The sequence below is a fragment of the Tolypothrix tenuis PCC 7101 genome (genome assembly GCF_963874875.1).
In the GTDB taxonomy this organism is placed as follows: Bacteria; Cyanobacteriota; Cyanobacteriia; order Cyanobacteriales; family Nostocaceae; genus Aulosira; species Aulosira tenue.
Window position 1 is genome coordinate 1 of record NZ_CAWNJS010000001.1, and the last position, 24,866, is coordinate 24,866.

15 protein-coding genes are annotated in these 24,866 nt (G+C 41.0%); 7 read left to right on the forward strand and 8 right to left on the reverse strand.

Annotated features, from left to right (window positions below; all coding sequences use genetic code 11):
- Window positions 1-699 carry a two-component system response regulator RppA gene (gene rppA / locus AACU25_RS00005; RefSeq protein WP_096573331.1) on the reverse strand — a complete coding sequence of 233 codons (699 nt, stop codon included), beginning with the start codon at window positions 697-699 and terminating at the stop codon, window positions 1-3.
- A 123-nt stretch (window positions 700-822) separates the two neighbouring features.
- Here rppA and hisG point away from each other — a divergent pair, with 123 nt between their 5' ends.
- From hisG to AACU25_RS00020, 3 genes are all read left to right on the forward strand, one after another.
- Window positions 823-1,467, forward strand: coding sequence for an ATP phosphoribosyltransferase (gene hisG, locus AACU25_RS00010; RefSeq protein ID WP_096573332.1), 645 nt, complete (start codon window positions 823-825; stop codon window positions 1,465-1,467).
- A 313-nt stretch (window positions 1,468-1,780) separates the two neighbouring features.
- Window positions 1,781-4,312 carry a mannose-1-phosphate guanyltransferase gene (locus AACU25_RS00015; protein ID WP_096573333.1) on the forward strand — a complete coding sequence of 844 codons (2,532 nt, stop codon included), beginning with the start codon at window positions 1,781-1,783 and terminating at the stop codon, window positions 4,310-4,312.
- A 421-nt stretch (window positions 4,313-4,733) separates the two neighbouring features.
- Window positions 4,734-6,077 (forward strand): cytochrome P450, encoded by a 1,344-nt coding sequence (locus AACU25_RS00020; RefSeq protein WP_096573334.1) that lies wholly within the window; start codon window positions 4,734-4,736, stop codon window positions 6,075-6,077.
- Window positions 6,078-6,215: 138 nt separating this feature from the next.
- Here the strand turns inward: AACU25_RS00020 and AACU25_RS00025 are convergent, their stop codons facing one another.
- The gene (locus AACU25_RS00025) at window positions 6,216-12,551 is read right to left on the reverse strand and encodes an ATP-binding sensor histidine kinase (RefSeq protein WP_096573335.1); all 6,336 of its coding nucleotides are present in this window, start codon (window positions 12,549-12,551) and stop codon (window positions 6,216-6,218) included.
- 551 nt (window positions 12,552-13,102) lie between these two features.
- On the opposite strand from AACU25_RS00025, the gene AACU25_RS00030 reads away from it, so the two are divergent.
- Window positions 13,103-16,651 carry a WD40 domain-containing protein gene (locus AACU25_RS00030; protein WP_096583389.1) on the forward strand — a complete coding sequence of 1,183 codons (3,549 nt, stop codon included), beginning with the start codon at window positions 13,103-13,105 and terminating at the stop codon, window positions 16,649-16,651.
- A gap of 111 nt (window positions 16,652-16,762) precedes the next feature.
- Here the strand turns inward: AACU25_RS00030 and AACU25_RS00035 are convergent, their stop codons facing one another.
- A complete protein-coding gene (locus AACU25_RS00035) occupies window positions 16,763-18,262 on the reverse strand; it encodes an ABC transporter permease subunit (RefSeq protein ID WP_096573336.1) in 1,500 nt (499 codons plus the stop codon).
- Window positions 18,263-18,340: 78 nt separating this feature from the next.
- Between AACU25_RS00035 and AACU25_RS00040 the strand changes: the two genes are divergently transcribed.
- Entirely contained in the window at window positions 18,341-19,102 is a 762-nt protein-coding gene (locus AACU25_RS00040) for an ATP-binding cassette domain-containing protein (protein ID WP_096583391.1), read from the forward strand.
- A gap of 186 nt (window positions 19,103-19,288) precedes the next feature.
- Here AACU25_RS00040 and AACU25_RS00045 read toward each other — a convergent pair whose 3' ends face one another.
- The 4 genes from AACU25_RS00045 to lipB all read right to left on the reverse strand — a co-directional run bounded on the left by AACU25_RS00045 (window position 19,289) and on the right by lipB (window position 21,173).
- The gene (locus AACU25_RS00045; RefSeq protein WP_096573337.1) at window positions 19,289-19,489 is read right to left on the reverse strand and encodes a hypothetical protein; all 201 of its coding nucleotides are present in this window, start codon (window positions 19,487-19,489) and stop codon (window positions 19,289-19,291) included.
- Between the two features lie 241 nt (window positions 19,490-19,730).
- Window positions 19,731-20,060 (reverse strand): XRE family transcriptional regulator, encoded by a 330-nt coding sequence (locus AACU25_RS00050; RefSeq protein ID WP_096573338.1) that lies wholly within the window; start codon window positions 20,058-20,060, stop codon window positions 19,731-19,733.
- Window positions 20,057-20,419, reverse strand: coding sequence for a type II toxin-antitoxin system RelE/ParE family toxin (locus tag AACU25_RS00055; RefSeq protein ID WP_096573339.1), 363 nt, complete (start codon window positions 20,417-20,419; stop codon window positions 20,057-20,059). The genes AACU25_RS00050 and AACU25_RS00055 overlap by 4 nt, the downstream gene beginning before the upstream one ends.
- Window positions 20,420-20,498: 79 nt before the next feature.
- Complete coding sequence (gene lipB / locus AACU25_RS00060; RefSeq protein WP_096573340.1) at window positions 20,499-21,173, reverse strand: lipoyl(octanoyl) transferase LipB; 675 nt, start codon at window positions 21,171-21,173, stop codon at window positions 20,499-20,501.
- A gap of 633 nt (window positions 21,174-21,806) precedes the next feature.
- On the opposite strand from lipB, the gene hpf reads away from it, so the two are divergent.
- The gene (hpf, locus tag AACU25_RS00065; protein ID WP_096573341.1) at window positions 21,807-22,469 is read left to right on the forward strand and encodes a ribosome hibernation-promoting factor, HPF/YfiA family; all 663 of its coding nucleotides are present in this window, start codon (window positions 21,807-21,809) and stop codon (window positions 22,467-22,469) included.
- A 203-nt stretch (window positions 22,470-22,672) separates the two neighbouring features.
- On the opposite strand, the gene AACU25_RS00070 is transcribed toward hpf, so the two are convergent.
- Window positions 22,673-23,134 (reverse strand): peroxiredoxin, encoded by a 462-nt coding sequence (locus tag AACU25_RS00070; protein ID WP_096573342.1) that lies wholly within the window; start codon window positions 23,132-23,134, stop codon window positions 22,673-22,675.
- A 382-nt stretch (window positions 23,135-23,516) separates the two neighbouring features.
- Here AACU25_RS00070 and AACU25_RS00075 point away from each other — a divergent pair, with 382 nt between their 5' ends.
- Window positions 23,517-24,644: an acyltransferase family protein gene (locus AACU25_RS00075; RefSeq protein ID WP_096573343.1), complete on the forward strand. Its 1,128-nt coding sequence runs from the start codon at window positions 23,517-23,519 to the stop codon at window positions 24,642-24,644.
- The last annotated feature ends 222 nt before the right edge of the window (window positions 24,645-24,866 follow it).

Genomic DNA, 24,866 nt, shown 5'->3' on the forward strand with positions numbered 1-24,866 from the left:
TTACATACCTTCTCCCACCGCAGTACCAAAGCGATAGCCTTTACCATAAACAGTGTGAATTAACTGGCTTTCACCAGCTACTTCTATTTTGCGCCGCAATAGCCGGATTAATGCGGCTATCACGTTACTACTTGGTTGTTCGTCATCTGGCCAAAGATGTTGCATAATCTGCCCATGAGTTAGCAATTGGCCGCTGTGTTCCATAAAATACTGCAGCAATTGGCTTTCTTTTTGGGAGAGTTCAATCACTCGTTCTTGACGATAGGCTACTTGATTGTCAACATCGAGTTCTAAATCAGCTACTACCAAGCGTCCTGTAGGGGTGTTGTAAGTCTCCACACCAGAACGACGCAACAAAGCGCGGACTCGTGCTAATAATTCCCGCAATTCAAAGGGTTTAACTAAATAGTCATCTGCACCCGCATCTAACCCTGCAACACGGTCATCTAAAGTATCTTTAGCTGTGAGAAAGAGTACAGGAGTAGTTTTACCTTGACGGCGTAATTCCTGACAAATTTCTAACCCTGTTTTTCCTGGCAGCATCCAATCTAAAATCAGTAAGTCATAACTACTTGCTTGTGCTAATTGACTACCGCTTGTTCCTTCATAAGCAGCATCTACGCTATAACCCTCACGGCTTAAGACGCGGCTTAAGGGGTCAGTTAGTTCTGTTTCGTCATCAACTAATAAAATTCTCATGCTGCTTGTGGTGAGCATATCGAGATATTCTCAATAGTAATAAACTACCAAGACAAGGACACTTGCTGATGGGATTTTGCCAAAACTGCAAAGTGTCCGTAGCTCAAGATATTAAGGACAATAATGCTGACTGTTGCATTGCCAAAAGGGGAATTACTTAAAAATAGCATCCATCTGCTGCAATCTGTAGGTTTGGACTTTAGCGCTTTTTTAGATTCAGGGAACCGCCAACTACAAATTGTTGATGCTAGTGGACAAGCGAAAGGATTGCTAGTTAGGGGCCAGGATGTACCTGTTTATGTGGAATATGGTCAGGCACAAGTGGGTATTATTGGTTATGATGTGCTGCGAGAAAAGCAACCACAAGTTGCACAATTAGTAGATTTGCATTTTGGACATTGTCGGATGTCTGTAGCAGTTCAAGCATCCAGTCCTTATAAATCGCCTTTAGATTTACCCGCACACGGTCGGGTGGCTTCTAAGTATGTCAATTGTGCGCGTGAATATTTTCAAAGTTTGGATTTACCAGTAGAAATCGTACCTTTGTATGGTTCCGTGGAGCTAGGGCCGATTACTGGAATGTCGGAAGCGATTGTGGATTTGGTTTCAACCGGACGAACTTTGCGAGAAAACGGTTTAGTTGAGATTACAACTTTGTATGAAAGTACAGCCAGATTAATTGCCCATCCCTTAAGCTATCGCCTGAATACAGGTAATTTACACCAATTAGTAGAAAAACTGCGATCGCACATTCTCAGTACGGTCTAAGCGACTGGGGATTGGGCATAGGGCATGGGGCATTGGGCATTGATAATTGGTATTTTTCCCCTGCTTCCTCATCCCCCATCCTGCGGGTACTCCTACTCTGCGAGAAGGGCTACGCCCAACGGAGAACTCGCAAAGTGCCGCAAAGCGTCTACATCTCCCTACTTTCCCCAATCCCCAGTCCCCGATCCCCTTACAGATGCATCTCACGGAAGTTACTCAAATATCAAGATCCATAGGAGACTAGAGAAAGAAAAATACAACGTATATAGCGGGTCTTGACGCAGCAAATGCTGCTAATAGTTAAGGAGGATTTATGCGTGCAGTGCTGATGGCAGGCGGTTCGGGAACGCGGCTTCGTCCGTTAACGTGTGATTTGCCCAAACCGATGGTGCCGATTTTAAATCGGCCAATTGCTGAACATATCATCAATCTCCTCAAACGACATCAAGTCACAGAAGTGATTGCTACCTTGCATTATCTGCCTGATGTTCTGCGAGACTACTTTCAAGATGGTAGCGATTTTGGCGTGCAGATGACTTATGCCGTGGAAGAAGACCAACCTCTGGGAACGGCAGGCTGTGTAAAAAATATTGCCGAACTCCTAGATGAAACTTTTATAGTGATTAGCGGCGATAGCATCACAGATTTTGATTTAACAGCAGCAATTGAATTTCACAAACAAAAAAAATCAAAAGCAACTCTTATTTTGACCCGTGTTCCCAATCCCATTGAATTTGGGGTGGTGATTACTGATGAAGATGGCAAGATTAATCGATTTTTAGAAAAACCTTCTACTAGTGAAATTTTCTCTGATACTGTCAACACTGGTACTTATATTCTGGAACCAGAAGTTTTGGAATATTTACCAGACAATACAGAATCGGACTTTTCCAAAGATTTATTCCCCTTGTTATTGGCAAAAAATGAGCCAATGTATGGCTACATTGCCCAAGGTTATTGGTGTGATGTCGGACATTTGGATGCCTATCGTGAAGCTCAGTATGATGCCTTGTATGGCAAGGTAAAACTTGACTTTGCTTATACAGAGATTTCTCAGGGTATCTGGAAGGGTCAAAATACTTATATTGACCATACTGCTGTGATTGAATCTCCAGCTATCATTGGTGATAATTGCCGAATTGGTTCCAGGGTACAAATTGAGGCTGGAACTGTCATTGGCGACAATGTGACTATTGGCGCTGATGCTAACTTAAAGCGTCCGATTGTCTGGAATGGCGCGATTATTGGGGAAGAAGCACAACTTTCAGCTTGTGTAATTTCCCGTGGTACTCGTGTAGACCGCCGCGCTCATGTATTAGAAGCTTCTGTGGTGGGTTCGCTTTCTACGGTGGGTGAAGAAGCGCAAATTAGCCCGGGAGTGAGAGTTTGGCCTAGTAAAAAAATTGAGTCTGGTGCTATTTTAAACATCAACTTGATTTGGGGAAACACCGCCCAAAGGAATTTATTTGGACAACGCGGCGTACAAGGTTTAGCGAATGTTGATATTACTCCAGAATTTGCGGTGAAGTTAGGGGCCGCTTATGGTTCCACTTTGAAACCAGGTTCTCGAGTAACAGTATCCCGCGATCAGCGAAATGTTTCGCGCATGGTAACGCGATCGCTCATTGCGGGTTTAATGTCAGTCGGGACTGATATTCAAAACCTCGATGCAACGGCTGTACCAATAGCCCGGACAGTTATACCCACAATGTCAGTAGTTGGCGGTATTCATGTGCGGGTACATCCTGATCGCCCTGACTATATCCTGATTGAATTCATGGATAACAAGGGGATTAATATCTCCAAAGCCCAAGAAAAGAAAATTGAGGGGGCTTTCTTTAAAGAAGATATGCGGCGGGCGCAATTACACGAAATTGGTGATGTTGCCTATCCTAGCCAAGTTAATGACCTTTACTGCACGGCATTTGAAAAACTGCTGCACGTAGCAACTCTCCGCAACAGTCGCGCCAAAGTAGTAATTGACTATGTTTATTCTGTGACTGGGGCAGTTTTACCCCAAATGTTAGATCAATTTGGTGCAGATGCTGTAGTTTTAAACGCCAGTTTGAATAAACACGCTATTTCCACAACCGAACGTGAAGCTTTGTTAACTCAGCTGGGTCATGTAGTTGAGGCGTTAAAGGCAAATTTTGGTGTCCAAGTCTCTGCGAATGGCGAACAGATGATTTTAGTAGATGAATCTGGGATACCAATTCGCGGGGAAATGTTAACCGCCCTGATGGTGGACATGATTTTAACTTCTAACCCCAGAGGAACGGTAGTTGTACCAGTTCATGCTTCTAGTGCAGTGGAACAAGTCGCCCGTCGCCACGATGGTAAAGTCATCCGCACCAAAGCCAACCCCACAGCTTTAATGGAAGCTTCGCAGAAATACCCCAATGTTGTATTAGCTGGGAGTGGAGATACAGGTTTTATCTTCCCACAACTGCATCCAGGATTTGATGCGATGTTCTGTATTGCCAAGCTAATTGAAATGCTAACAATTCAAGAGCGATCGCTTGCAACTGTCCGCGCTGAATTACCCCGTGTGATTCACAGAAAACATACTGTCCGCTGTCCTTGGAGTGCTAAAGGCGCACTGATGCGTTATTTAGTCGAAACTCACCCTGCCCAAAACCTAGAATTAATCGATGGTGTAAAAATCGGTCAGCCTCATGATGACAGTTGGCTGTTAGTTTTACCCGATGCTAGCGAACCCGTAGTTCACTTGTTTGCTAACAGTAACGAACGCGATTGGGTAGATGAAAACTTAAGAAACTACCGTACCCGTGTACAAACCTTTGTGGAAAGGCAACAAGAACTACATCCCGCAGAAGTTCAATAAGTTCATGCCCAAAAGTCCACAGTCAACTATCCCAGCTAAGTTAACTGTGGACTTTTACGTTTCATTTCAATATTGATCAATTAATATACTGGGTTACAATTTAGGGCGATCGCACCAAGTAAGCATATAGGTGGGCAAAGGGGAAAGGGGAAAGGGAAAATACCAAACCGTTCCTCCTTCTCCCGACTTGTGCCAGAAGTATCATGTAACCCTCTTTTGTTACCTCTAGGAATCCGATTTGATTGCTGAAAAAATCTCAGCTTTGGCACGGATGCGTTACGCTATCGCTAACGCATCCTACGTGAATTGAGGATAAATCTCTTACTTATTGCTGAATATAAATCTCTCTTTTTGAGGAGGAATTAAATATTCTGACAAAATAAGCTTTTTTAAGCACAAATAAGCGCTGAGAATTTTTACTATGTCAAAAGATATATTTGATTTACCTGCTCCACCAATTAACTCTATCGTGGGGCATTTAGTCGAATTGGGACAAGACCCATTAGCATTTCTCACTAGTTGTCGTGATTATGGTGACATTGTTCCTTTACGTTTAGGATTAACACCAACTTGTTTATTAACTAATCCTGAATATATTGAAGAGGTTCTCAAAAATCGCGAGAGTTTTATTAAAAGTCCGGGATTTCGGGTGTTAAAAACCCTGTTAGGTGAAGGTTTATTAACCGCAGAAGGCGAATCTTGGTTATGGCAACGTCGTCTAGCACAACCTGTATTTCACCAAAAGCGAATTAATAACTATGGCGACATTATGGTGAAGTACACTGACCGAATGTTGCAAACCTGGCAAGATGGCGAAGTTCATGACATCCATGCAGATATGATGCGCCTCACCCTGGCTATTGTGATGAAATGTATTTTTAATACTGATGTTGATGCTGGGGAAGCCAAAGTAGTTGCCAATGCTTTAGATGTGACAATGCACTGGTTTGAAAGCAAGCGAAAACAGAACTTTTTATCATGGGAATGGTTTCCCAGACCGGAAAATATTCGCTATCGTCAAGCTGTAGCGGCAATGGATGAGGCTATCTATCAACTAATTCGCGATCGCCGTAATAGTAACGAGAAAAGCAATGATTTACTCTCAATGCTGATGGAAGCGCGGGACGAGGAAACTCAGCAGCAAATGGATGATAAGCTTCTGCGAGACGAAGTAGCCACTTTGATGCTGGCAGGTCATGAAACTACTGCTAATGCTTTATCTTGGACATGGATGCTTATCGCCCAACATCCGGAAGTACAAGAGAAACTCTCTGCCGAATTAAAAGCAGTCCTGCAAGGGAAATTAGCCACAATCGCAGATCTACCGCGCTTAACCTACACCCAACAAGTGATTAAAGAATCAATGCGGTTGTATCCTCCGGTAGCGTTAATAGGCAGAGAAGCGGCGGAAGATACGACAATTGGCGAGTACGAAATCTCCAAAGGCACAGTAATCATGATTAGTCAGTGGGTAATGCATCGCCATCCCAAATATTTTGATCGTGCTGAAGAGTTTCTACCGGAACGCTGGACAGAAGAGTTTGAAAAGCAATTAACTAAAGGCGTATATATTCCTTTTGGTGATGGGCCGCGGATTTGTATTGGTAAAGGCTTTGCCATGATGGAAGCAGCTTTATTATTAGCTACCATTGCCCAACGCTTCCAAATAGAAATAGAGCCTGGGTTCCCGATTGTACCGCAGCCTTCAATTACCCTCCGCCCTGAATATGGGATTAAAGTGCAGGTGAAGGGGATTGGGGATTAGGGATTGGGGACTGGGGATTGGGGACTGGGGATTAGGGATTGGGGACTGGGAGATGAGGGGGATGAGGGAGACAATACCAAATGACAAATGACAAATGACAAATGACAAATGACAAATGACAAATGACAAATGACAAAATTAAGAGGCGTTTACAGGCAACTTGATAATAAATTCTGTGCCTTCTCCGAGAACAGAATCTACAGTGATTGTACCTTCGTGTCGTTCTATGACAATTTGGCGGGCGATCGCTAATCCTAAACCTGTACCTTTACCAACGGGTTTGGTAGTAAATAGGTGATCGAAGACTTTGGCTTTGACTTCTGGTGTCATTCCTGTACCGTTGTCTTTGATGCGAATTTCCACATGGGGAGTAGAGTCACTATCACTCTGGGGAATATATGCAGTTTTAATGGTGATTTGGTGAGAATGGGGGCGAAATTCACCTTGGACGCGTTGCTGGTTAAATTCTTCTAAACTATCAATGGCATTTGCCAAGATATTCATAAACACTTGGTTGAGTTGTCCAGGGAAACATTCGACTTCGGGTAAATTGCCGTAATTTGTGATTACTTCAATTGCAGTTCGGCTTTCGTTAGCTTTGAGGCGATGTTTGAGAATTAAAATTGTACTGTTGAGACCTTCGTGAAGATTAAAGGGAATTTTGTAATCTTTATCAGCGCGAGAAAAGTTTCGCAAGCTAATACTAATACTGCGGATGCGATCGACACCAAGTTTCATGGAGTCAATCAGCTTAGGTAAGTCTTCACGTATATATTCCAAATCAATGGCTTCTATTTCATCGGTAATGACTGCACCAGGATCGGGAAATTGCTGCTGATACAAATCGAGTATTCCTAACACATCATTAACGTAATCTCGCGCAGGTTGCAAGTTACCGACAATAAATCCCACCGGATTATTAATTTCATGAGCAACACCCGCTATCAGGTTCCCCAAAGCAGACATTTTCTCACTTTGCACCATTTGTAGTTGGGTTTGTTGCAAATCTTGCAGGGCTGTTTCTAATTCTTGGGCTTTTTGCTGCGCTTGGGCTTCAGCTTGTTTGCGTTCACGAAGTGCAGCTTGCTGTTCGCTAATATTAATTGCTGTGCCAATTAATTGATGAATTCTTCCAGTGCGATCGCGCAGGGGATTAAAGGTTGTCAGCCACCAAGTTATTTCCTGATCAAAGGTAAGACATTGCTCAACGGCGATGCTAGTTCCTGCGTGAATACAACTGATAAAATGTTGTCTCACCGCAGCGCCTTCTACCTCACCATGAATCTCTTCGGGAGTTTTGCCGATCACTTCCTCTGCTACTACACCTGCAATCCTGGCGGCGGCTGGGTTCCAACTAGCATAGAAAAAGTCTTGCTCTGGTGTGACATTAATGACAAAAATTGGATGATCGACACCATCGTAGATACTGCGGAGAAATTGTTCTTGGGCGCGGATTTTTTCTTCAGCTAAATGGCGATCGCTAACATCGATCACAATCCCATCCCACATAATTGATCCGTCAGCTTGCTGCTGGGGTTGCGCCGCAGATTGAATCCATTTGATGATACCGGAAGGTGTGATAATCCGCCATTCATGTTGAAATGGCGTTAAATTTTCAGCAGAATGAGTTATTAATTCAGCAACCTGTGCCATGTCGTCAGGATAATTCATTTTATACAGGTTTTCTTTACCTGTCATCACATCTTCTGCTAACACCTCATAGATTTCGTAGCAGCCAGAACTGACATAGGGCGTAGATGTAGAACCATCAGCAGCTAAATGAAACTGGTAAATCATCCCCGGGATGTTATTTGCAAGGTTCTGGAAGCGGGTATCACTTACTTTGAGTTCCTCGAGGGATTGCTCTAACTGCTGGCTGTAAAGTTGAGCTTGTTGATAAAGATGGGCATTTTCTAAAGAAATCGCCGCTTGAGTACAAAGTAAATTTAGGAGTTCCACGCGATCGCTAGTAAAGGCGGCTGTGGCTTCTTTATTTTCTAAATATAAAATCCCTAAAAGTTTACCCTGATACATAATTGGTGTACATAATATGCTCTTGGGCTGGTAACGGAAAATATAGGGATCGGCTGTTAATAAAGGATGAGTGATGGCATCAATTAATACCGCAGCTGTCAAGGTTCTTTTGACGGTATTAATCAAGCCCACGGGTACTTCTTGACTGTTTTCTAGGGAAACTGATTGTAGGACTGCTGATTGTTGTCCCAAGGCAATCGTCGCTTCAATAGTTAGCTTGCCCTGTTTTTGTAGCAATAAAACACATTTATCCGCCCCGGCATTTTCTAAGACTACTTGCAATAAAGTAGAGAGTAATTTGTTCAGATGAATTTCGCTGGCTAACATCTGAAAAGATTTGAGGACAGTGGCTAAATCTAAAGCAGCAGATACGCTATTGCTACTATAGTTTGTATTATGACTGTCATTTGCATCAGATACCATTTCTGCTAATGGAATTGTGACATCAGATGAAAAATTGATGCTATCTGGTTGCAAAATGGGAATCAGAAAATGCGGATAGTTTTTTTCTAGTTGTTTAACTTTGGCAGTTGCACCCCAACGCGCATAACCATAGTAAGCGCTTAATAAATATTCTTGAACAATGTTATTTTTGCCCCATGCTAAATAGAATTTGGCTGCGAGTTCGTTGGCTAGGGCTTCTTCGTGGGGGTAATTATTAACTTTGGCTGTGGAAATTGCCAAATCATATAATTCAATAGCTGCAGCTTTGTTATGTAAAATGCGCTGGCGTTCTGCTTCCACTAAATAAAATTTATGCAGATGATTTCCTGGGGACGAATTAGCCCATTTCTGCATTTTTTCTTGGTTGCTGTTGACTCGTTGTTCAATGCGTTGTTTTTCTGCTGAAGAAACTTGGGGATAAATTGCTAGATGTGCCAGAGAATCGTATGTATAAAAGCTAGGAACGATAAATAATCCGGTAGCTGCACCCAAGTAATTTTCTGTAGCGATCGCAGCGTTTACTGCTGGCTGAAACTCCTCAGATAAATAATACAGAAAAAGTTTTTGGTAATGGAAATAGCACAGGGCTGTTTGATCACCTCCCTGTTCCAGAATTGGTAACATTTGGGCTTCATGAAAAGCATCGCCCTCAAATCGCCAAACTTCAGTATTATCTCCTAATAAATTGATCACTGTTTGCTGAAAGATTGTAATTTGATTGACTAGTGCTGGTTGCTGGAGTTGAGTTAATTGGGTACAAAAAGCAGTAGCATCTCGATTGATATCGTTCAACTCTTGACCTGCTAGCCAAGAATGCATAATGTAAATAATGCCGCAAATACTAGTCCAGACTAAATCGCCAGTTTCTAAACCACTTTGATAGCCTGCTTTTAGTAATGGTAAGCTGTTGATTACAGGTTCTCGCCAATGTAATGTACCCAGGCAAACTTCTCCATAAGTTCTAGCTGTTTGTTCTTTGATATGGGAGTTTTCGAGTAACTTCAGTGCTAATTTGCCAAATTGATAGCCCAAGTCAATATCTCCTTGGACTCCACATAATAACTGTCCATAACAGCCATAACTGTAAGGAGAAAATGGCGTATTACCGTAGGTAATTGATAAGTTAACTTGCTCTACAATAATTAACGGAAATAATTGCGGCACTGCAATATAAGTAGAAGAAGAAACCGCCGCCATAATTTTGATGGCAGCTAATTTTTCTGGTTCTGTCATTTGGGGCAGATTGACTAAATCTAAAGGTTGTCTACCTGCTAAAATTTTTTTAGTTTGATGCAGTGCTTGTGTAATATCTAATTCACTGGGGTTTTCTGGAAAATTGATGCCCAAAAGTTGCAGAATTTTGAGAGCAATTTTTACTGCTGCTAAGGGTTGATTTTGTGCTTGTAGCACTTGAATTTGAATTTCATAGGCTTTTATCTTATCTAATAAACTGTTAGCACTTGCTAAAATTACATCTGCCAAATTGTTCATTTGCTCTAAGTTACTACTTAGATACGCAGCTTCGGTTGCTGCTGTATACAGTGCTAAAGTTAATTCATACTGGGTTTGCCATTGATTTTTAGGCAATAAGTTAATGCCTGTAGTGAAATATTCTAAAGCTACTGTATGGGCTGTGGCGGTTCTCGCCTTTTTGCCAGCTTTTAAGTTAAGTTGAGCTAGTTGGGTATAGTGAATATCTTCCCCAATCCAATTTTTACCAATATTAAATTGGTTAACAATCTCAAATAATTTTTCCTCTTGTTCTGCAACAGTAGTTTTATGCAGTAGCAGTTTACCAATGTGGAAGTGAGTCAGTTGTTTTTGTGGTTCGGGAATTAGAGAATAAGCTGCTTGCTGGACGCGATCGTGCAAAAATTTGTAATGGGCTAAGGCATTACCACTAATAGGTAATGGACATGATGCATTTTGACAATCGCAGTCTTGAAAAAATTTATAAACTTCATTAGTAGGTAAAATTAATCCTGCTTGCAGTGCTTGCCATAAATCTGCGGCTGTTTCTGACTCGGATTTTTCGTAAACAATTGCTAAGGTGGATAAATCAAAATTATTACCAATGCAAGCAGCTAGTTTTAACACAGTTTGGGTAGCGGCGGGTAATTTCTGAATCTGCTGTGCCATAAATTCAACAACATCATCAGTCAGTGCTGATTCTCTAATTTCGGCAATATTACCTTGCCAGCAACCAGTATTAATATTAAAGCTAATCAATTTATCTACATATAATGCCTTCAGAAATTGTTTAACAAAAAAAGGATTTCCTTTGGTTTTTTGGTAAACTAAGTCTGCTAGATGTGCAGCAATTCCATCTGGACAACTGAGGGTATCAGCAATCAAATAATTTAAATCACATAATTGCAATGGTGACAGAGTAATGGTGTTAACAATTGCCGGAGATTTGTGAATCTCATCTAATATCAAAATCAGTGGATGAGCAGTTGAGACTTCGTTATTGCGGTAAGCACCAATTAATAGTAGATAACCTGTTTCTGCTTCAGTTATTAACAATTTGATGAGTCTGAGCGATGCTGAGTCTGCCCATTGCAAATCATCTAAGAAAATTACTAAGGGATGGTTGGGAGTAGTAAAAACTCTAATAAACTTTTGAAACAATAAATTGAAGCGAACTTGGGCTGCATCGAAAGCAAGTTCTACATATGGAGGTTGCTTGCCAATAATTTTTTTTAACTCTGGGATCACCTCAATAATTACCTGTGCATTATCTCCCAATGCCGCCAGGATTTTAGTTTGCCATTGCTCTAGTTGGCTATCTGTTTCTGTCAGTAATTGTGCCATTAAATCGCGTAATGCTTGCACAAATGCCGAAAAGGGAATATTCCGTTGGAACTGGTCAAATTTACCTTTAATGAAATAACCCCGTTGCCTGACAATTGGCTTGTGGACTTCATTGACGATCGCAGTTTTGCCAATACCCGAAAAACCTGCGACTAACATCAGTTCGCTTCTGGCATTGGTTTTGTGGGCTACCCGCTCAAATGCATCTAGCAACTGCTGAACTTCGGCTTCCCTACCATAGAGTTTTTCTGGGATGAGAAAGCGATCGCACACATCCCGGCTACCAATGATCAAGTCTACAATCTTACCTGTTTTTTGCAGTTGTTCTAAGCAATTTTCTAAATCAAATTTCAACCCTAAAGCACTCTGATAGCGGTCTTCGGGGTTTTTCGCCATCAGCTTACTTACAATATCGTAAAGTACTTGCGGTCTTCCTTCCCTTTCCCCGTTCCCCTTTCCCCGTTCCCCGTTCCCCAATACCGCAGGTATTTTTGCAATATGACAGTGAATCAACTCCATTGGATCATCAGACTGAAACGGCAATTCACCTGTTAGGAGTTCAAACAAAGTAATCCCCAAAGAATAGAAATCACTGCGATAGTCAATCCGGCGATTCATCCGTCCAGTTTGCTCTGGAGAAATATAATTGAGGGTTCCTTCTAAAACATTGGGATTTTTAATTTCCTGTGTTTCTCTTGGTAGCAAAGAAGCAATACTAAAATCAATCAGCTTCACTTCTTTGGAGGAAGGATTAATCAAAATATTGTCAGGTTTGAGGTCTTTGTGAATAACTCGATGCTGATGTAAATTATGTAAAATTTCAACGATTTGTAGTGCGATCGCTAAATATTCCCCTACTTCTAGTGGCTGTTTTTTGGTATAATCCTGCAGCGGAATACCACCAAAATCTTCCATTACTAATATATAGCTATTGCGATATGCTTCCAGGCTGTAGTGGCGTACCACACCAGGGAAGTCCAAATTTTTGGCGATTGTATATTGATTGCGAAATTGCAACAGTTCGTGAAAACTTGGGTAACTAGATTTAAGATATTTGATGATTACAGGTTGCTGATTGCTAACTCGAATGCCTCGATACACAATTGTCCTGGAACTAAAGTGCAGTTGCTCTAACACTCGATATCCTAAAATTCTGCATTCTAAATCCAGCCCTGCAATCATGCGTATTTACCTCATCTGCAAAGTTGTAATTTTTGATAGCTTTGATAATCTCAGTATTCCCATGAGCTAGCTTTTTCTAACTAGCATGAACCGCGTAAACTCATCATGCATAAAAATGACAATACAGGGTAGGGGCTAATACCACTAAATGAAATGCAAAAGTATTGAATTTCAAGCTTTTACACTGTTTTAAATTTTAGTTTTATTTCTTCCCCTATGTAGTGATCTGTATACTTAATTTGTATGATTTGGTTGCAATCGACTCTAGGCCATCATCCTGAGTCAGCACATTTTTCGGGGGTGAGCGATACCTGTATTTGGCTCTAACCCTGATGATTACGAGTACTCACCCTTCCCTACTGCCACCCCCTAGCTTTTATACCCTATTCCCCAGATCTTATACCTGAAGTCAGAAAAAATCAGAAAAAATCAGGTAAATCCCAATAAAGGCAGTGAAAAAAGTAAATAGCCTTAAAATCAGCTTTATAACTGAAATCCCATCGTCAATAACTGGGGTTATCTATTTCTTACAGCCTTTGGGAGCCATAGATTTGACTTTTGAACAAGCAATGCTAGTTTTAGATCTAGTGTTACAGCACAAGCATTTAAGTGATATTCAAGAGTTAGTCCTCCGCCAGTCTTGGGAAGGTTACACTTATGCAGAGATAGCTCAAAGCTCAGGTTATGATGATGATTACATCCGAGATGTAGGCTTTAGGTTGTGGCAGACTCTCTCTAAAGCTTTGGGAGAGAATGTCAATAAAAGTAATATTAAATCTGTCTTGAGACGGCGTTATACTACGCTTCCGCAAAGCGAATTACAAGTATCTTCCGTAGCTATGGAACAAACACTTCAAACAGGCCCACAACAAGATTGGGGCGAAGCTATTGATGTTTCTATCTTCTATGGACGCATACTAGAACACGTTCAGCTACAGCAATGGATTGTGCAAGAAAAATGCCGTTTAGTAGCTTTGCTAGGTATGGGAGGAGTGGGTAAAACAGCTTTATCTGTAAAATTAGCCCAACAGCTACAAAATGATTTTAATTACGTAATTTGGCGCAGTTTGCGAAATGCGCCACCGATCATGTCTCTGCTGAAAAATATCATTTTATTTCTTTCTCAACAGCAAGAAGTTAATATCCCAGAAACTGTAGAGGGGCATATTGCTTGCTTGATGAAATATCTCCGTTCTCAACGTTGCCTAATAGTTTTAGATAATGCGGAATCAATTTTAGAAGGTGGCAAAGCTTCTGGTTGCTATCGTTCGGGATATGAGGGATATGGGCAGCTTTTACGCAGGGTAGGTGATGAACGCCATCAAAGTTGTTTGATATTTACTAGCCGCGAGAAACCCATTGGTTTTACAGCTAGAGAAGGTGGTAATTTACCAGTGCGATCGCTGCAATTAACTGGTTTGCCTTTGGCAGAAGCCCAGCAAATTCTCAGCATTAAAGGATTAGTCAATGCTACTGATGAACGTGATAGTTTAATTCAGCGCTATACAGGTAATCCTCTAGCTTTAAAAATCGTTGCCACCACAATTCAATATTTATTTGATGGCAACATTTTACAATTTCTGCAGCAAGCTCCAGTGGTTTTTGGTGATATTAGGGAAATATTAGAGCAACAGTTTAATCGCTTGTCACCTCACGAAAAACAAGTGATGTACTGGCTAGCAGTGAAACGAGAATGGGTAACCATCACGGAATTACAAGAAGATATTGTCCCGAGAATCTCGAAGCGGGAATTGCTAGAAGTATTGTTATCTTTGCAAGGGCGATCGCTAATTGAAAAGCACTCAGGTAGTTATACTCAACAACCTGTAGTCATGGAGTATGTTACAGACCAACTGATTAAACAGGTATGTAGTGAAATTAACTCAGGAGAAATCGCATTATTTAATTCCTATGCTTTAATGGCAGCGACAGCTAAAGATTATGTCAGAGAAAGTCAAAGGTGGGTAATTGTTGAACCAATATTGAATCGATTAAAAACTCGTTTCACAACTCCCTCGGCAATTGAAACCCGACTTAAAGAAATTCTTGTCATCTTACAAGAAAATTTTTCTACAACGCCTGGATATGCTGCGGGTAATATTATCAACTTACTGCATCAGCTAAACGTTGATTTTACAGGCTGGAATTTTTCTGGTTTAACTATTTGGCAAGCTTACTTCAAAGATGTAAATTTGCATCAAGTTAACTTGCAAAATACCAATTTAAAAAAATCTGCTTTTAATGAGGCTCTGGTAAAAATTGTCGCAGTAAAATTCAGTCCTCACGGTCAGATTTTAGCATCCGGTGATATTCATGGCAGAGTACACCTGTGGAATATAGAAGATGGTCAACAACTGCGGAGTTTAGAAGGACATACTGCCTGGGTTTGGCAAATTAACTTTACCTCAGATGGTAAAACTATAGCAAGCTGCTGCGATCGCGGCATTATTCAACTTTGGGATGTAGAAACAGGGCAATGCCTGCATACTTTACAGCAAGAGGAAATACGTGGTTGGTTATCCAGCTTTAATCCCGATTGCACCCTACTAGCTTGTAGTAGAACAGAACAAACAATCAAAATTTGGGATATTAGTACTGGTGAGTGCCTAAAAACGCTGGAACAACAGGAAAACAAAATTGGTGGGGTAGCTTTTAGTTCCAATGGGCAAATTCTTGCTAGTGGAAGTGAAGATGCAACAGTGAAACTCTGGGATTTAATGACTGGTGACTGTCTTCATCACCTCAAGGGACACACTCAAGCAGTTTGGTCAGTTAGCTTCAGCCCTAACGGCAAAATTTTAGCTAGTGGTAGCCAAGACAAAACTGTAAAACTTTGGGATGTCAATAAGGGTAGATGCAAGAAAACTTTACAAGGGCCGCATATAGATATCGTATGGTCAATAGCCTTTAGTCCAGATGGGCAAACTTTGGCGATCGCAGGTGAAGCCCCTGTAATTAGTTTATGGGATGTCAACACAGGACAATGTATTAAAACTTTATTAGGTCACACAACTCGTGTTTGGTCAGTTGCCTTTAGCCCTGATGGTCAAATCCTCGCCAGTGGTTCTGAAGACCAAAGTATTAGATTATGGGAAGTATCTACAGGACGATGCATCAAAACTTTACAAGGATATCCCAGTTTAATCGGTTCAGTAGTTTTCCATCCCGATGGTCAATCTTTAGTGAGTAATACAGGAAATACAATTAGATTTTGGGATTTTCCAGATGGGAATTGTTTAAAAAGTTTGTACGATCATTCTCGCGATGTTATGGCCTTAGCTTACAGTAGCGATGGGCAAACATTGGCAAGTAGTAGCGTAGATAGCACAATTCGGATTTGGAATGTCCAAACAGGAGAATGTCTCAAAATCTTAGAAGAACATACTAGTTTTATCTTTGCAGTGTCCTATAGCCATGACGATCAAACTCTGGCTAGCGCAGGCGCAGACAAGATGATCAAAATATGGGATATAAACACAGGACAATGTCTCCAAACTTTAGAAGGACATAACGGCTGGATATTTTCAGTTACCTGGAGTTCTGATGGCAAATTTTTAGCTAGTTTGAGTGAAGATAGCATTCATTTATGGGATGCCAATACAAAGGAACTGATTCAAGTATTAGCAGGAAAATATGGTTTTATTGGGTCAATTGCCTTCAGTCCCAATAGTCAAATTTTAGTTACTGGGGATAGAGAATACAAAATTAAGTTTTGGAATCTTAGTACAGGAAACAGTTGGCAAACATCCCAGGGACATGAAGCTAACATTACCGACGTGAAGTTTAGCCCCAACGGGGAGATGATTGCCAGTGTCAGCCACGATCAAACTGTCAAGCTTTGGGATACCCAGACAGGCGAATGTTTAAAAACACTGCGAGGACATAGTAATTGGATTTGGGCGATCGCATTTCATCCTCATAGACCAATTTTAGCCAGTGGTTCCCAAGATGAAACAATTCGCTTATGGGATATCACTACAGGGGAATGCTTGCAAATTTTGCGATCGCCTCGTCCTTATGAAGGAATGAACATTCAAGGTGTCACAGGTTTAAGTGCTAACCAAAAAGCAACTTTAAAAATTCTCGGTGCAGTTGAGTAGTCAGAAAACATGGATATTTAACCGCAGATAAACGCTGATTATTGATCGGCGTTTATCTATACCTTATCAACGGTTAAAATAATTTGTATTTAAATTACGAATTACGAATTATTATGAGCGTTTCACCGGATTCATCCACGCTTCTAAACGACTAAATGCTTGGGAAGAAAGCAGCGTTAAGCATAGATAAACAACAGCAACAGCTATATAAATTTCAAAAGCGCGATAGTTATTTGCAACAATCAATTGTCCTTTACGGAATAATTCTTCAAAACCAATAACTGCCACTAAACTAGTATCTTTTAATAAACTAATAAATTCATTACCTAAAGGTGGAATCATCCGCCGCAAAGCTTGAGGAAAAATTACATAGCGCATGGTTTGTAGCGCACTCAATCCGAGAGATTGTGCGGCTTCGGCTTGTCCTAGTTCAATTGATTGAATCCCTGCGCGGACAATTTCTGCAATGTAGGCGGCGCTATTTAATGTTAATGCAACTACTCCAGCAGCCAGGCGATCAAATGAGAAAGTAATACCCAATTCTTGCGCGATCGCAGGTATGCCAAAATAAATCATAAAAATCTGCACTAGTAAGGGAGTTCCGCGAAAGAAGTCCACATAGGCCCTTGCTAGCCAGCGCACAGGTTTAATCCGGGAAAGGCGAACAATACCAATAAGGGAACCACCTACTAAACCCAGGACAACAGAAAAGATTGTCAGTTGCAGTGTTACCAAGACTCCTTGTAAAAGAGTGGGCAAAGCCTGCAAAATCACATTAAATGAGGCAAATATTCCTGATGTTGCATTGTTTTGGTTTTTAAAGCTTGTCGTAGCTGGTAAGGTTGGCGGGTCAGCTTTAAACCATTTGCGGTAAATTTGGGCATAAGTGCCATTTTTCAGGATTTTATCAATCCCATCGTTGATTAATACCAGATTGGGTGAGTTTTTTGGTGTGGCAATGCCGTAATATTCTTCTGTGAGCAATTGCTCTACTACTTTCAGTCCTTTAAGATTGCCTGTATTAATTGCGTATAAAGTAACTGGGGCATCGTTAATTACTGCATCGACGTTACCATTAGCTAATTCTTGCAAGGCAAGAGGTGCAGAATCAAAACTGCGAATTTTGGCTCCGGGAATATCCTCAGCTTTTTTTGCACCTGTAGTGCCAATTTGTACAGCAATTCTTTGATCTTTGAGACTATCAAAGTTAGTAATATCTTGATTGTCGGTGCGAATAGCGATCGCTAACCCAGCTTTAAAATAAGGACGAGAAAAGGAAACAGTTTTTGCTCTTTCCTCAGTAATCGTAATTGAACTAATTGCCGCATCTACCGTCTTGGCTTGCAAAGCTGGGATAATGCCATCAAAAGGTATACTCTGAAAATTAATTTTAAAATTAGCCGCAGTTGCGATCGCATTCATCAAATCAATCGAAAAACCTTGCGATTTACCCCCAGTTCCTAGAAACTCAAAAGGTGGAAATGCTGGTTCATTAGCTATCCGCAGAGTTTTTCCTACACTAGGATTAACACTACAGCCTGCAAGTAACAATAAACTTAAAGCTATAGCCACAAACGAATTTAACCAACGCCACCAAGCAAATCCAGCCATATTTATTTTCCTTGACTTTTGATGACAGACGCGATTAATCGCGTCTCTACAATTTTTGACTCTTTATCTTTAACTTTTATGAATAATTCCACACCCGCGATTATTTTTGAAAATATCGAAAAAAGCTTTGGTTCACTAAAAGTCCTCAAAGGAATCTCCGGAGAAATTAACCGGGGAGAAGTGATTGCGGTGATTGGTTCTTCTGGCTGTGGTAAAAGCACTTTACTACGATGTTTCAATCGTTTAGAAAGTATCAATCATGGGCGTTTAGTTGTTAATGGTATCGACTTATCCCACCCTGAAATCAACTACAGTCAATTGCGGGAACTCAGAACCCAAGTAGGGATGGTTTTCCAGCAATTTAACTTATTTCCTCATCTCAGTGTACTGGAGAATTTGACACTCTCCCCCCGCAAAGTTTTAGGTAAAACACCAAAAGAAAGCGCCCAATTAGCAGGATTGTATCTGGAAAAAGTCGGGCTTTTTGATAAAGCATCTGCCTATCCTGAGCAACTATCTGGGGGACAAAAACAACGAGTAGCGATCGCCCGCAGTTTATGTATGAATCCTCAGATTATGCTATTTGATGAACCTACCAGCGCTTTAGATCCAGAATTGGTGGGGGAAGTTTTGCAAGTCATGCAACAATTAGCCGCAGAAGGCATGACAATGGTGGTTGTTACCCACGAAATGCAATTTGCTAAAGAAGTAGCGCATCGGGTGATATTTCTCGATCAAGGGCTGGTGGTAGAACAAGGTATAGCCCATGAAGTTTTGACTCATCCCCAAAGCGATCGCCTGCGTACTTTCCTCAGCCGTCTCAATGCAGGTAAGCTGTAAATTACTGAGTAATGAGCCGCCAGCTAAAAATAAATCGTAAAGAAATGCTGGGATTTTTTGATTTTATTTATCATTACTCAATACTCTATTAAGAATTAAAATAACTAGTACTGTATTGCAGCGATCGCACACTGTAAAAATAGATTTTGGTTTGATTTTTATTAATTACTCAGAACTCAGTAATACTTAAAGATATTCACGTAGAAAGTCAAAAGGATCGTCTCCCCAACAAGGTTCAGGTATCATAAATAGCAAGCTTCTCAGGATATCCGCTTCAATTTCATCACTATCTTCCCTGTCAAACAATTCTGTCATTGCTTTCCAGTCCCGTTCTTCCAAAGAAGCAATCGCTGGGGCATATATATGTACAGTTCCTGGATAATTCACACGCTAAATTTAGAGTAGAATAAAGCGAAAAGATTAGTATATTTTGTTGATAAACAATCATATTCTAACTTGGACATTGAGCCTTAGACGGAAATCATAGCAATCCTCATATCGTCATCCTCCATTATTCTTGAAAAATTAATAATTCTCTAGCAATACCCACTAAAACACATATATGTGAATATTGCCCAGGTGTTCTCCGCAGGAGTACCCGGAGGATGGGAGACTTAATAGGAAATAGTTAGCTGTCTACAAGGTCACTTAGCATATTGAGGCGAACAGGTGGTTTATTTGGAAGCTCAACGGTAATAATGAGACTGCCGCCCATCGCGGCAATATAGTTTTGGAGAGTGGAAAGTAACATATCCGATTCTCTTTCCAGACGTGACACGTTCGACTGTGGCATTTCCAAGTTTCTGGAAATTTCCGCTTGTGTCAATCCTGCGGCTTTTCTTAGCTCCTGCAAGGTGAGATATTCTACTTCTAATTCTTCCGCCTGCGTCTGTATGCGCTCCTTGCGGTCGTCCGGCAAATTATCCCATATACTTTGTAAAATTTTCCCTTTAGTCATTGTTCTTCCTTTTGTAACTGGGTCAAATGATTGTCAAAGCGTTCATCGGCCTTTTTGATCAGTTGCTTGTAAAATCGTTTTTCACTCGTCCCAGATTTATCGCCAGCGACCAGTACAATGGCTTGACGCTGCGGATCGAAGGCAAAGGCCGCGCGCCACACACCATTATCTGCTGTAAATCGCAACTCTTTCATATTTGCGTGTTTAGAACCTTTAAGTGTGTCTACATGGGGTCTACCTAGCAGAGGCCCATACTTTTCCAACAAGACTATTTCGGCTAATAAACCATCTTGCACCGCTTCGTCAAACTCTAAGAATTCCTGTGCAAATAAAGGATGTAATTCAACATTCCAGCACATGCCAATAACTTATCATATATGATATATATCATTAATGATATTATTATTTGTGCTTGTTAATGAGACCAGGATATGAAAGTCAGTAGACCGAAAATAATTCCTTGTCTACGGACTCAACTAATTCCACTGCAAAGACTTCTGCAAAGGACTTTGCTATGTGGGGACGTACTTGTTCACAGGTAATACCAGGAATCCATGCGGCTAAACTGGCTACAGGTTTATCGGCTATACCGCAGGGGACAATTTGACTAAAGCCTGTCATATCAGGACAGACGTTAAAAGCAAAGCCGTGCATTGTAATCCAACGGCTGACTTTAATCCCAATCGCTGCAACTTTACATCCTTCTACCCAAACACCTGTCAAACCGGGAATTCGTTCGCCTTGCAAATTGTAAATAGCTAGTACCCGAATTAAAACTTCTTCTAGTTGGCGTAAGTACCAATGCAAATCTTTTTGATGGCGTTGCAGATTTAAAATTGGATACCCGATGAGTTGACCGGGACAATGGTAAGTAACTTCGCCGCCACGTTCAATTCTATGGACTTCAAATTGAGTTTGGTCAGGGTCAAATTTGAGAAAATCTAATTTAGCGCCTTGTCCCAAAGTATAAACCGGGGGATGCTCTAGCAAAATTAGTGCGTCATCGAGATGGGGATTTTGAATGCGATCGCTCATCAGCGAACGTTGCCATTCTAGCGCCTCAATATAAGGCAGCAACCCCTGGTTATATAACAAACAACGATGACGATACATTTGATTACTACGGATAAGAGCAAAAATCAACTGGTTTTGGGACGAAATATATTTCAAGTAGACGGGTTTGAGTCAACAATTGTCAAGCTATGCAAAGGATTTTAAAGGAACATCAAGGGAATTGGCTTTAGAAAATACAAAGTGCTAGTTTGAATATATAACCTCGAATGGTTCTAGGAGGAATCTTCTGCAATAAGCATCACGCCAACACAAGACGAAGAAATGCACTGGCTGATGACGTCTAAATAAATTGTTTGCATCGACAACAAGAGTATTCTCTATCCCACGTGAGCCAACCACCTGTAATATTAGCGGAACAACTACTTCTATTTATGTAAAGATTGTTTCAAAATTCCCGGCAGGTAAGGGATAAGCTGCTCAGACTACCTCAATACAGGTATCTCGCTTTGGTTAACTAATTGCCTGACAACCAGTTAGAAACTGATGCAGAGATAGAGAAAATCATCAGTGGAACGCGCAGTCATAAATAAAGATACAACAATGATGATGGTAGGCGTACCAGTAGTACATAAAAATGCTTCAAATATTGTTTTGGCGGCAGTGATAGACCTTACCGCAATTTCGTTACTAAACCAAACCAATTCATATTAAATATTGAGCGGGAGAGTTTACATGAAGCTTGTCATCCACGGCAAAAATATTGAGATCACCGATGCGATTCGGGATTATGTGCATCAAAAAATCGAAAAAGCAGTTAGTCACTTTCAGAACATCACCAATGAAGTGGATGTGCATTTAAGCGTAGCTCGCAATCCCCGAATTAACCCCAGACAGGCGGCTGAAGTGACTATTTATGCCAATGGTAACGTCATCCGTGCCGAGGAAAGCAGCGAAAATCTATATGCCAGTATTGACTTGGTAGCAGATAAAATTGCTCGTCAACTGCGTAAGTATAAAGAAAGACGACATGATAAGAAAACTCAGAGTCAACCTACTAATGAGGTAGTAGTTCCCCAACCTGTTGTTGCAGATTTAATTGGCGATCGCACTCCAGAATTACCCAATGAGATTGTCCGCACCAAGTACTTCTCAATGCCGCCCATGACTGTTACAGAAGCGTTGGAACAACTCCAACTGGTAGGACATGACTTTTATATGTTCCTCAATTCTGAAACAGGTGAGATTAACGTCATTTATGAACGTAATCACGGCGGTTATGGTGTAATTCAACCACGCCATAATAACGGCCATACCAACGGTCATAGCAATGGTAAAAATGGCAAGACAGCTAATGCTAATTTTGTCATTTCCGAAAAACCGTTTTTGGCTAAATGAGCAACCAGGGATAGGTTACTAAGAAATATAACAGCAACGTCAGGCACGGAGGATAACAAGACAAGCAATATAAGAAGGACAAGGGAGTGTTTCCCCTTGTCCTTCTCTCTTTTTAAGAATTGTTGACGGTTGACGGTTGACAGTTAACCGTTAACCGTTAACAGTCAAGCTGAATAGCTGAATAATTGATTTTTTGGAGTCGCTTAGACAGCTTGCAGTTGTTGCAGCTTTTTCAAAGCCTCGTCAACATGACCTTGAAAGTTAAACATTGAATCAAAAACATATTGCACAATTCCCTGTTGGTCAATTACATAGGTGACTCGTCCAGGTAATAAACCAAAGGCTGCTGTTGCACCATATTCCTTGCGAACTTTGTCGCCTTTGTCACTCAGTAGAATAAAAGGTAAATTGTACTTGGCAGCAAATTGCTGGTGCGATTGATTAGAATCACCACTCACACCAATCACCTCAGCGCCAGCATTTTTAAACACTTCATAGCGATCGCGAAAAGCACAAGATTCAGCCGTACATCCTGGTGTATCATCCTTGGGATAAAAGTACAGCACAACAGCACTTTTACCACGAAAATCTCTCAGGTTAACGGTTTCACCATTTTGAGCAGGTAAGCTGAAATCAGGAGCAGTATCTCCAACTTTAACTGGCATAGTCTTAAAAAAAATTAATACTCAATTTGCAAACACTATTAGGGATTCTAATTGATTGCAGAGAAATTTGTTTAGTTTTGTAACTTGAGTACAGTTAAATATTTCATTCAAAGCCTTATGGGATATAGACTCTAGCAAACATACTGTGGTCTTGGCTTGACGCTCAATGTTTGCCTGAGAGTGTCTTGGTTGAGTGAAAAATGTAATGCGATCGCAACTTTTACCTGGATGACAAAATCAGGTTGAGTGTATCTGTGCAAAAATCGCGGTATAGCTGAATTTGAGTTTAAAAAATTTTAACTTCTGTGTTTGTCTGAATATTTTCCTTGCTCGTCAGCACTAGCAGGAGTAATGTTAGATCTCTAAAGACAAATTTCTCTTTATGCGCCTGACCTCACTAGATGTTTTTCGTGGCATTACTATCGCCGGAATGATTCTCGTCAATATGGCGGGAGTTGCTGATGATAAATATCCTCCCTTAGACCATGCCGCATGGAACGGCTGCACGCCAACGGATTTGGTGTTTCCCTTCTTCTTATTCATTATTGGTGTGGCGATGACTTTCTCACTGTCAAAGTACACCGAAGGGGACAAACCACAATCGGCTGTTTACTGGCGGATTTTGCGCCGTGCGGTAATTCTCTTCGCTTTAGGTTTATTGCTCAACGGCTTTTGGAATAAGGGTATTTGGACTTTTGATTTCAGCAGCATCCGGTTGATGGGAGTGTTGCAACGCATCGGTCTGGCTTATCTATTTGCTTCCTTAATAGTCCTGAAGTTACCGCGTAAAGCTCAATGGATATTAGCCGCCGCCATACTTATTGGCTATTGGCTAGCGATGATGTATGTACCAGTACCCGGTTATGGTGCTGGCGTTCTCACTAGGGAAGGGAACCTGGGCGCATATATTGACCGCTTAATTATACCGAAAGCCCATCTGTACAAAGGTGATGGCTTCAACTTTATGGGCGACCCAGAAGGAGTTTTCAGCACCATTCCCGCAATTGTTAGTGTCCTAGCTGGCTACTTTGCAGGTAATTGGATACGCTCTCAGACAGTACAATCACGTATAAGTATTGGTTTAGCTTTATTTGGAATTGGTTGCTTAATTGTGGGTTGGGCGTGGGGATGGACATTTCCCATCAACAAAAAAATCTGGACGAGTTCCTATGTTGTCTTTACTAGCGGTTGGGCGTTACTGTTATTAGCCGCCTGTTACGAACTCATCGAAGTCAGGCAGATACGTCGCTGGAGTAAACCATTTGAGATTATGGGACTAAATGCGATCGCGCTTTTCGTTGCTTCAGTCTTACTGATTAAAATCTTCGTGAGAACCAACATCGGTACTGGTGATAATGCTCCTACTACCTACGATTGGATTTACCAAAATGTGTTCGCTTCCTGGGCTGGAACTTTCAACGGTTCACTATTATTTGCCCTTGTCACCGTTTTATTTTGGTGGGTAGTTGCAGCAATTATGTATCGGCAACGCTGGTTTTTGAAAGTGTAAAACTAATTCGTAGTTCGTAATTCGTAATTCGTAATTTTGAAGCACCAAAAACTTTGGGAGAGGTGATTTACGCTGATATACCCTTGTGCATTTCATACCAAGTTCCAATCAAATGTAGTATCTGTCATTGCGACCGGAACGCAGTGAAGGGAAGCAATCTCATTGATTTCAAGCTACTACAACAGACCACAATTTAGTATCAACCATCAAATAACTAAAAAA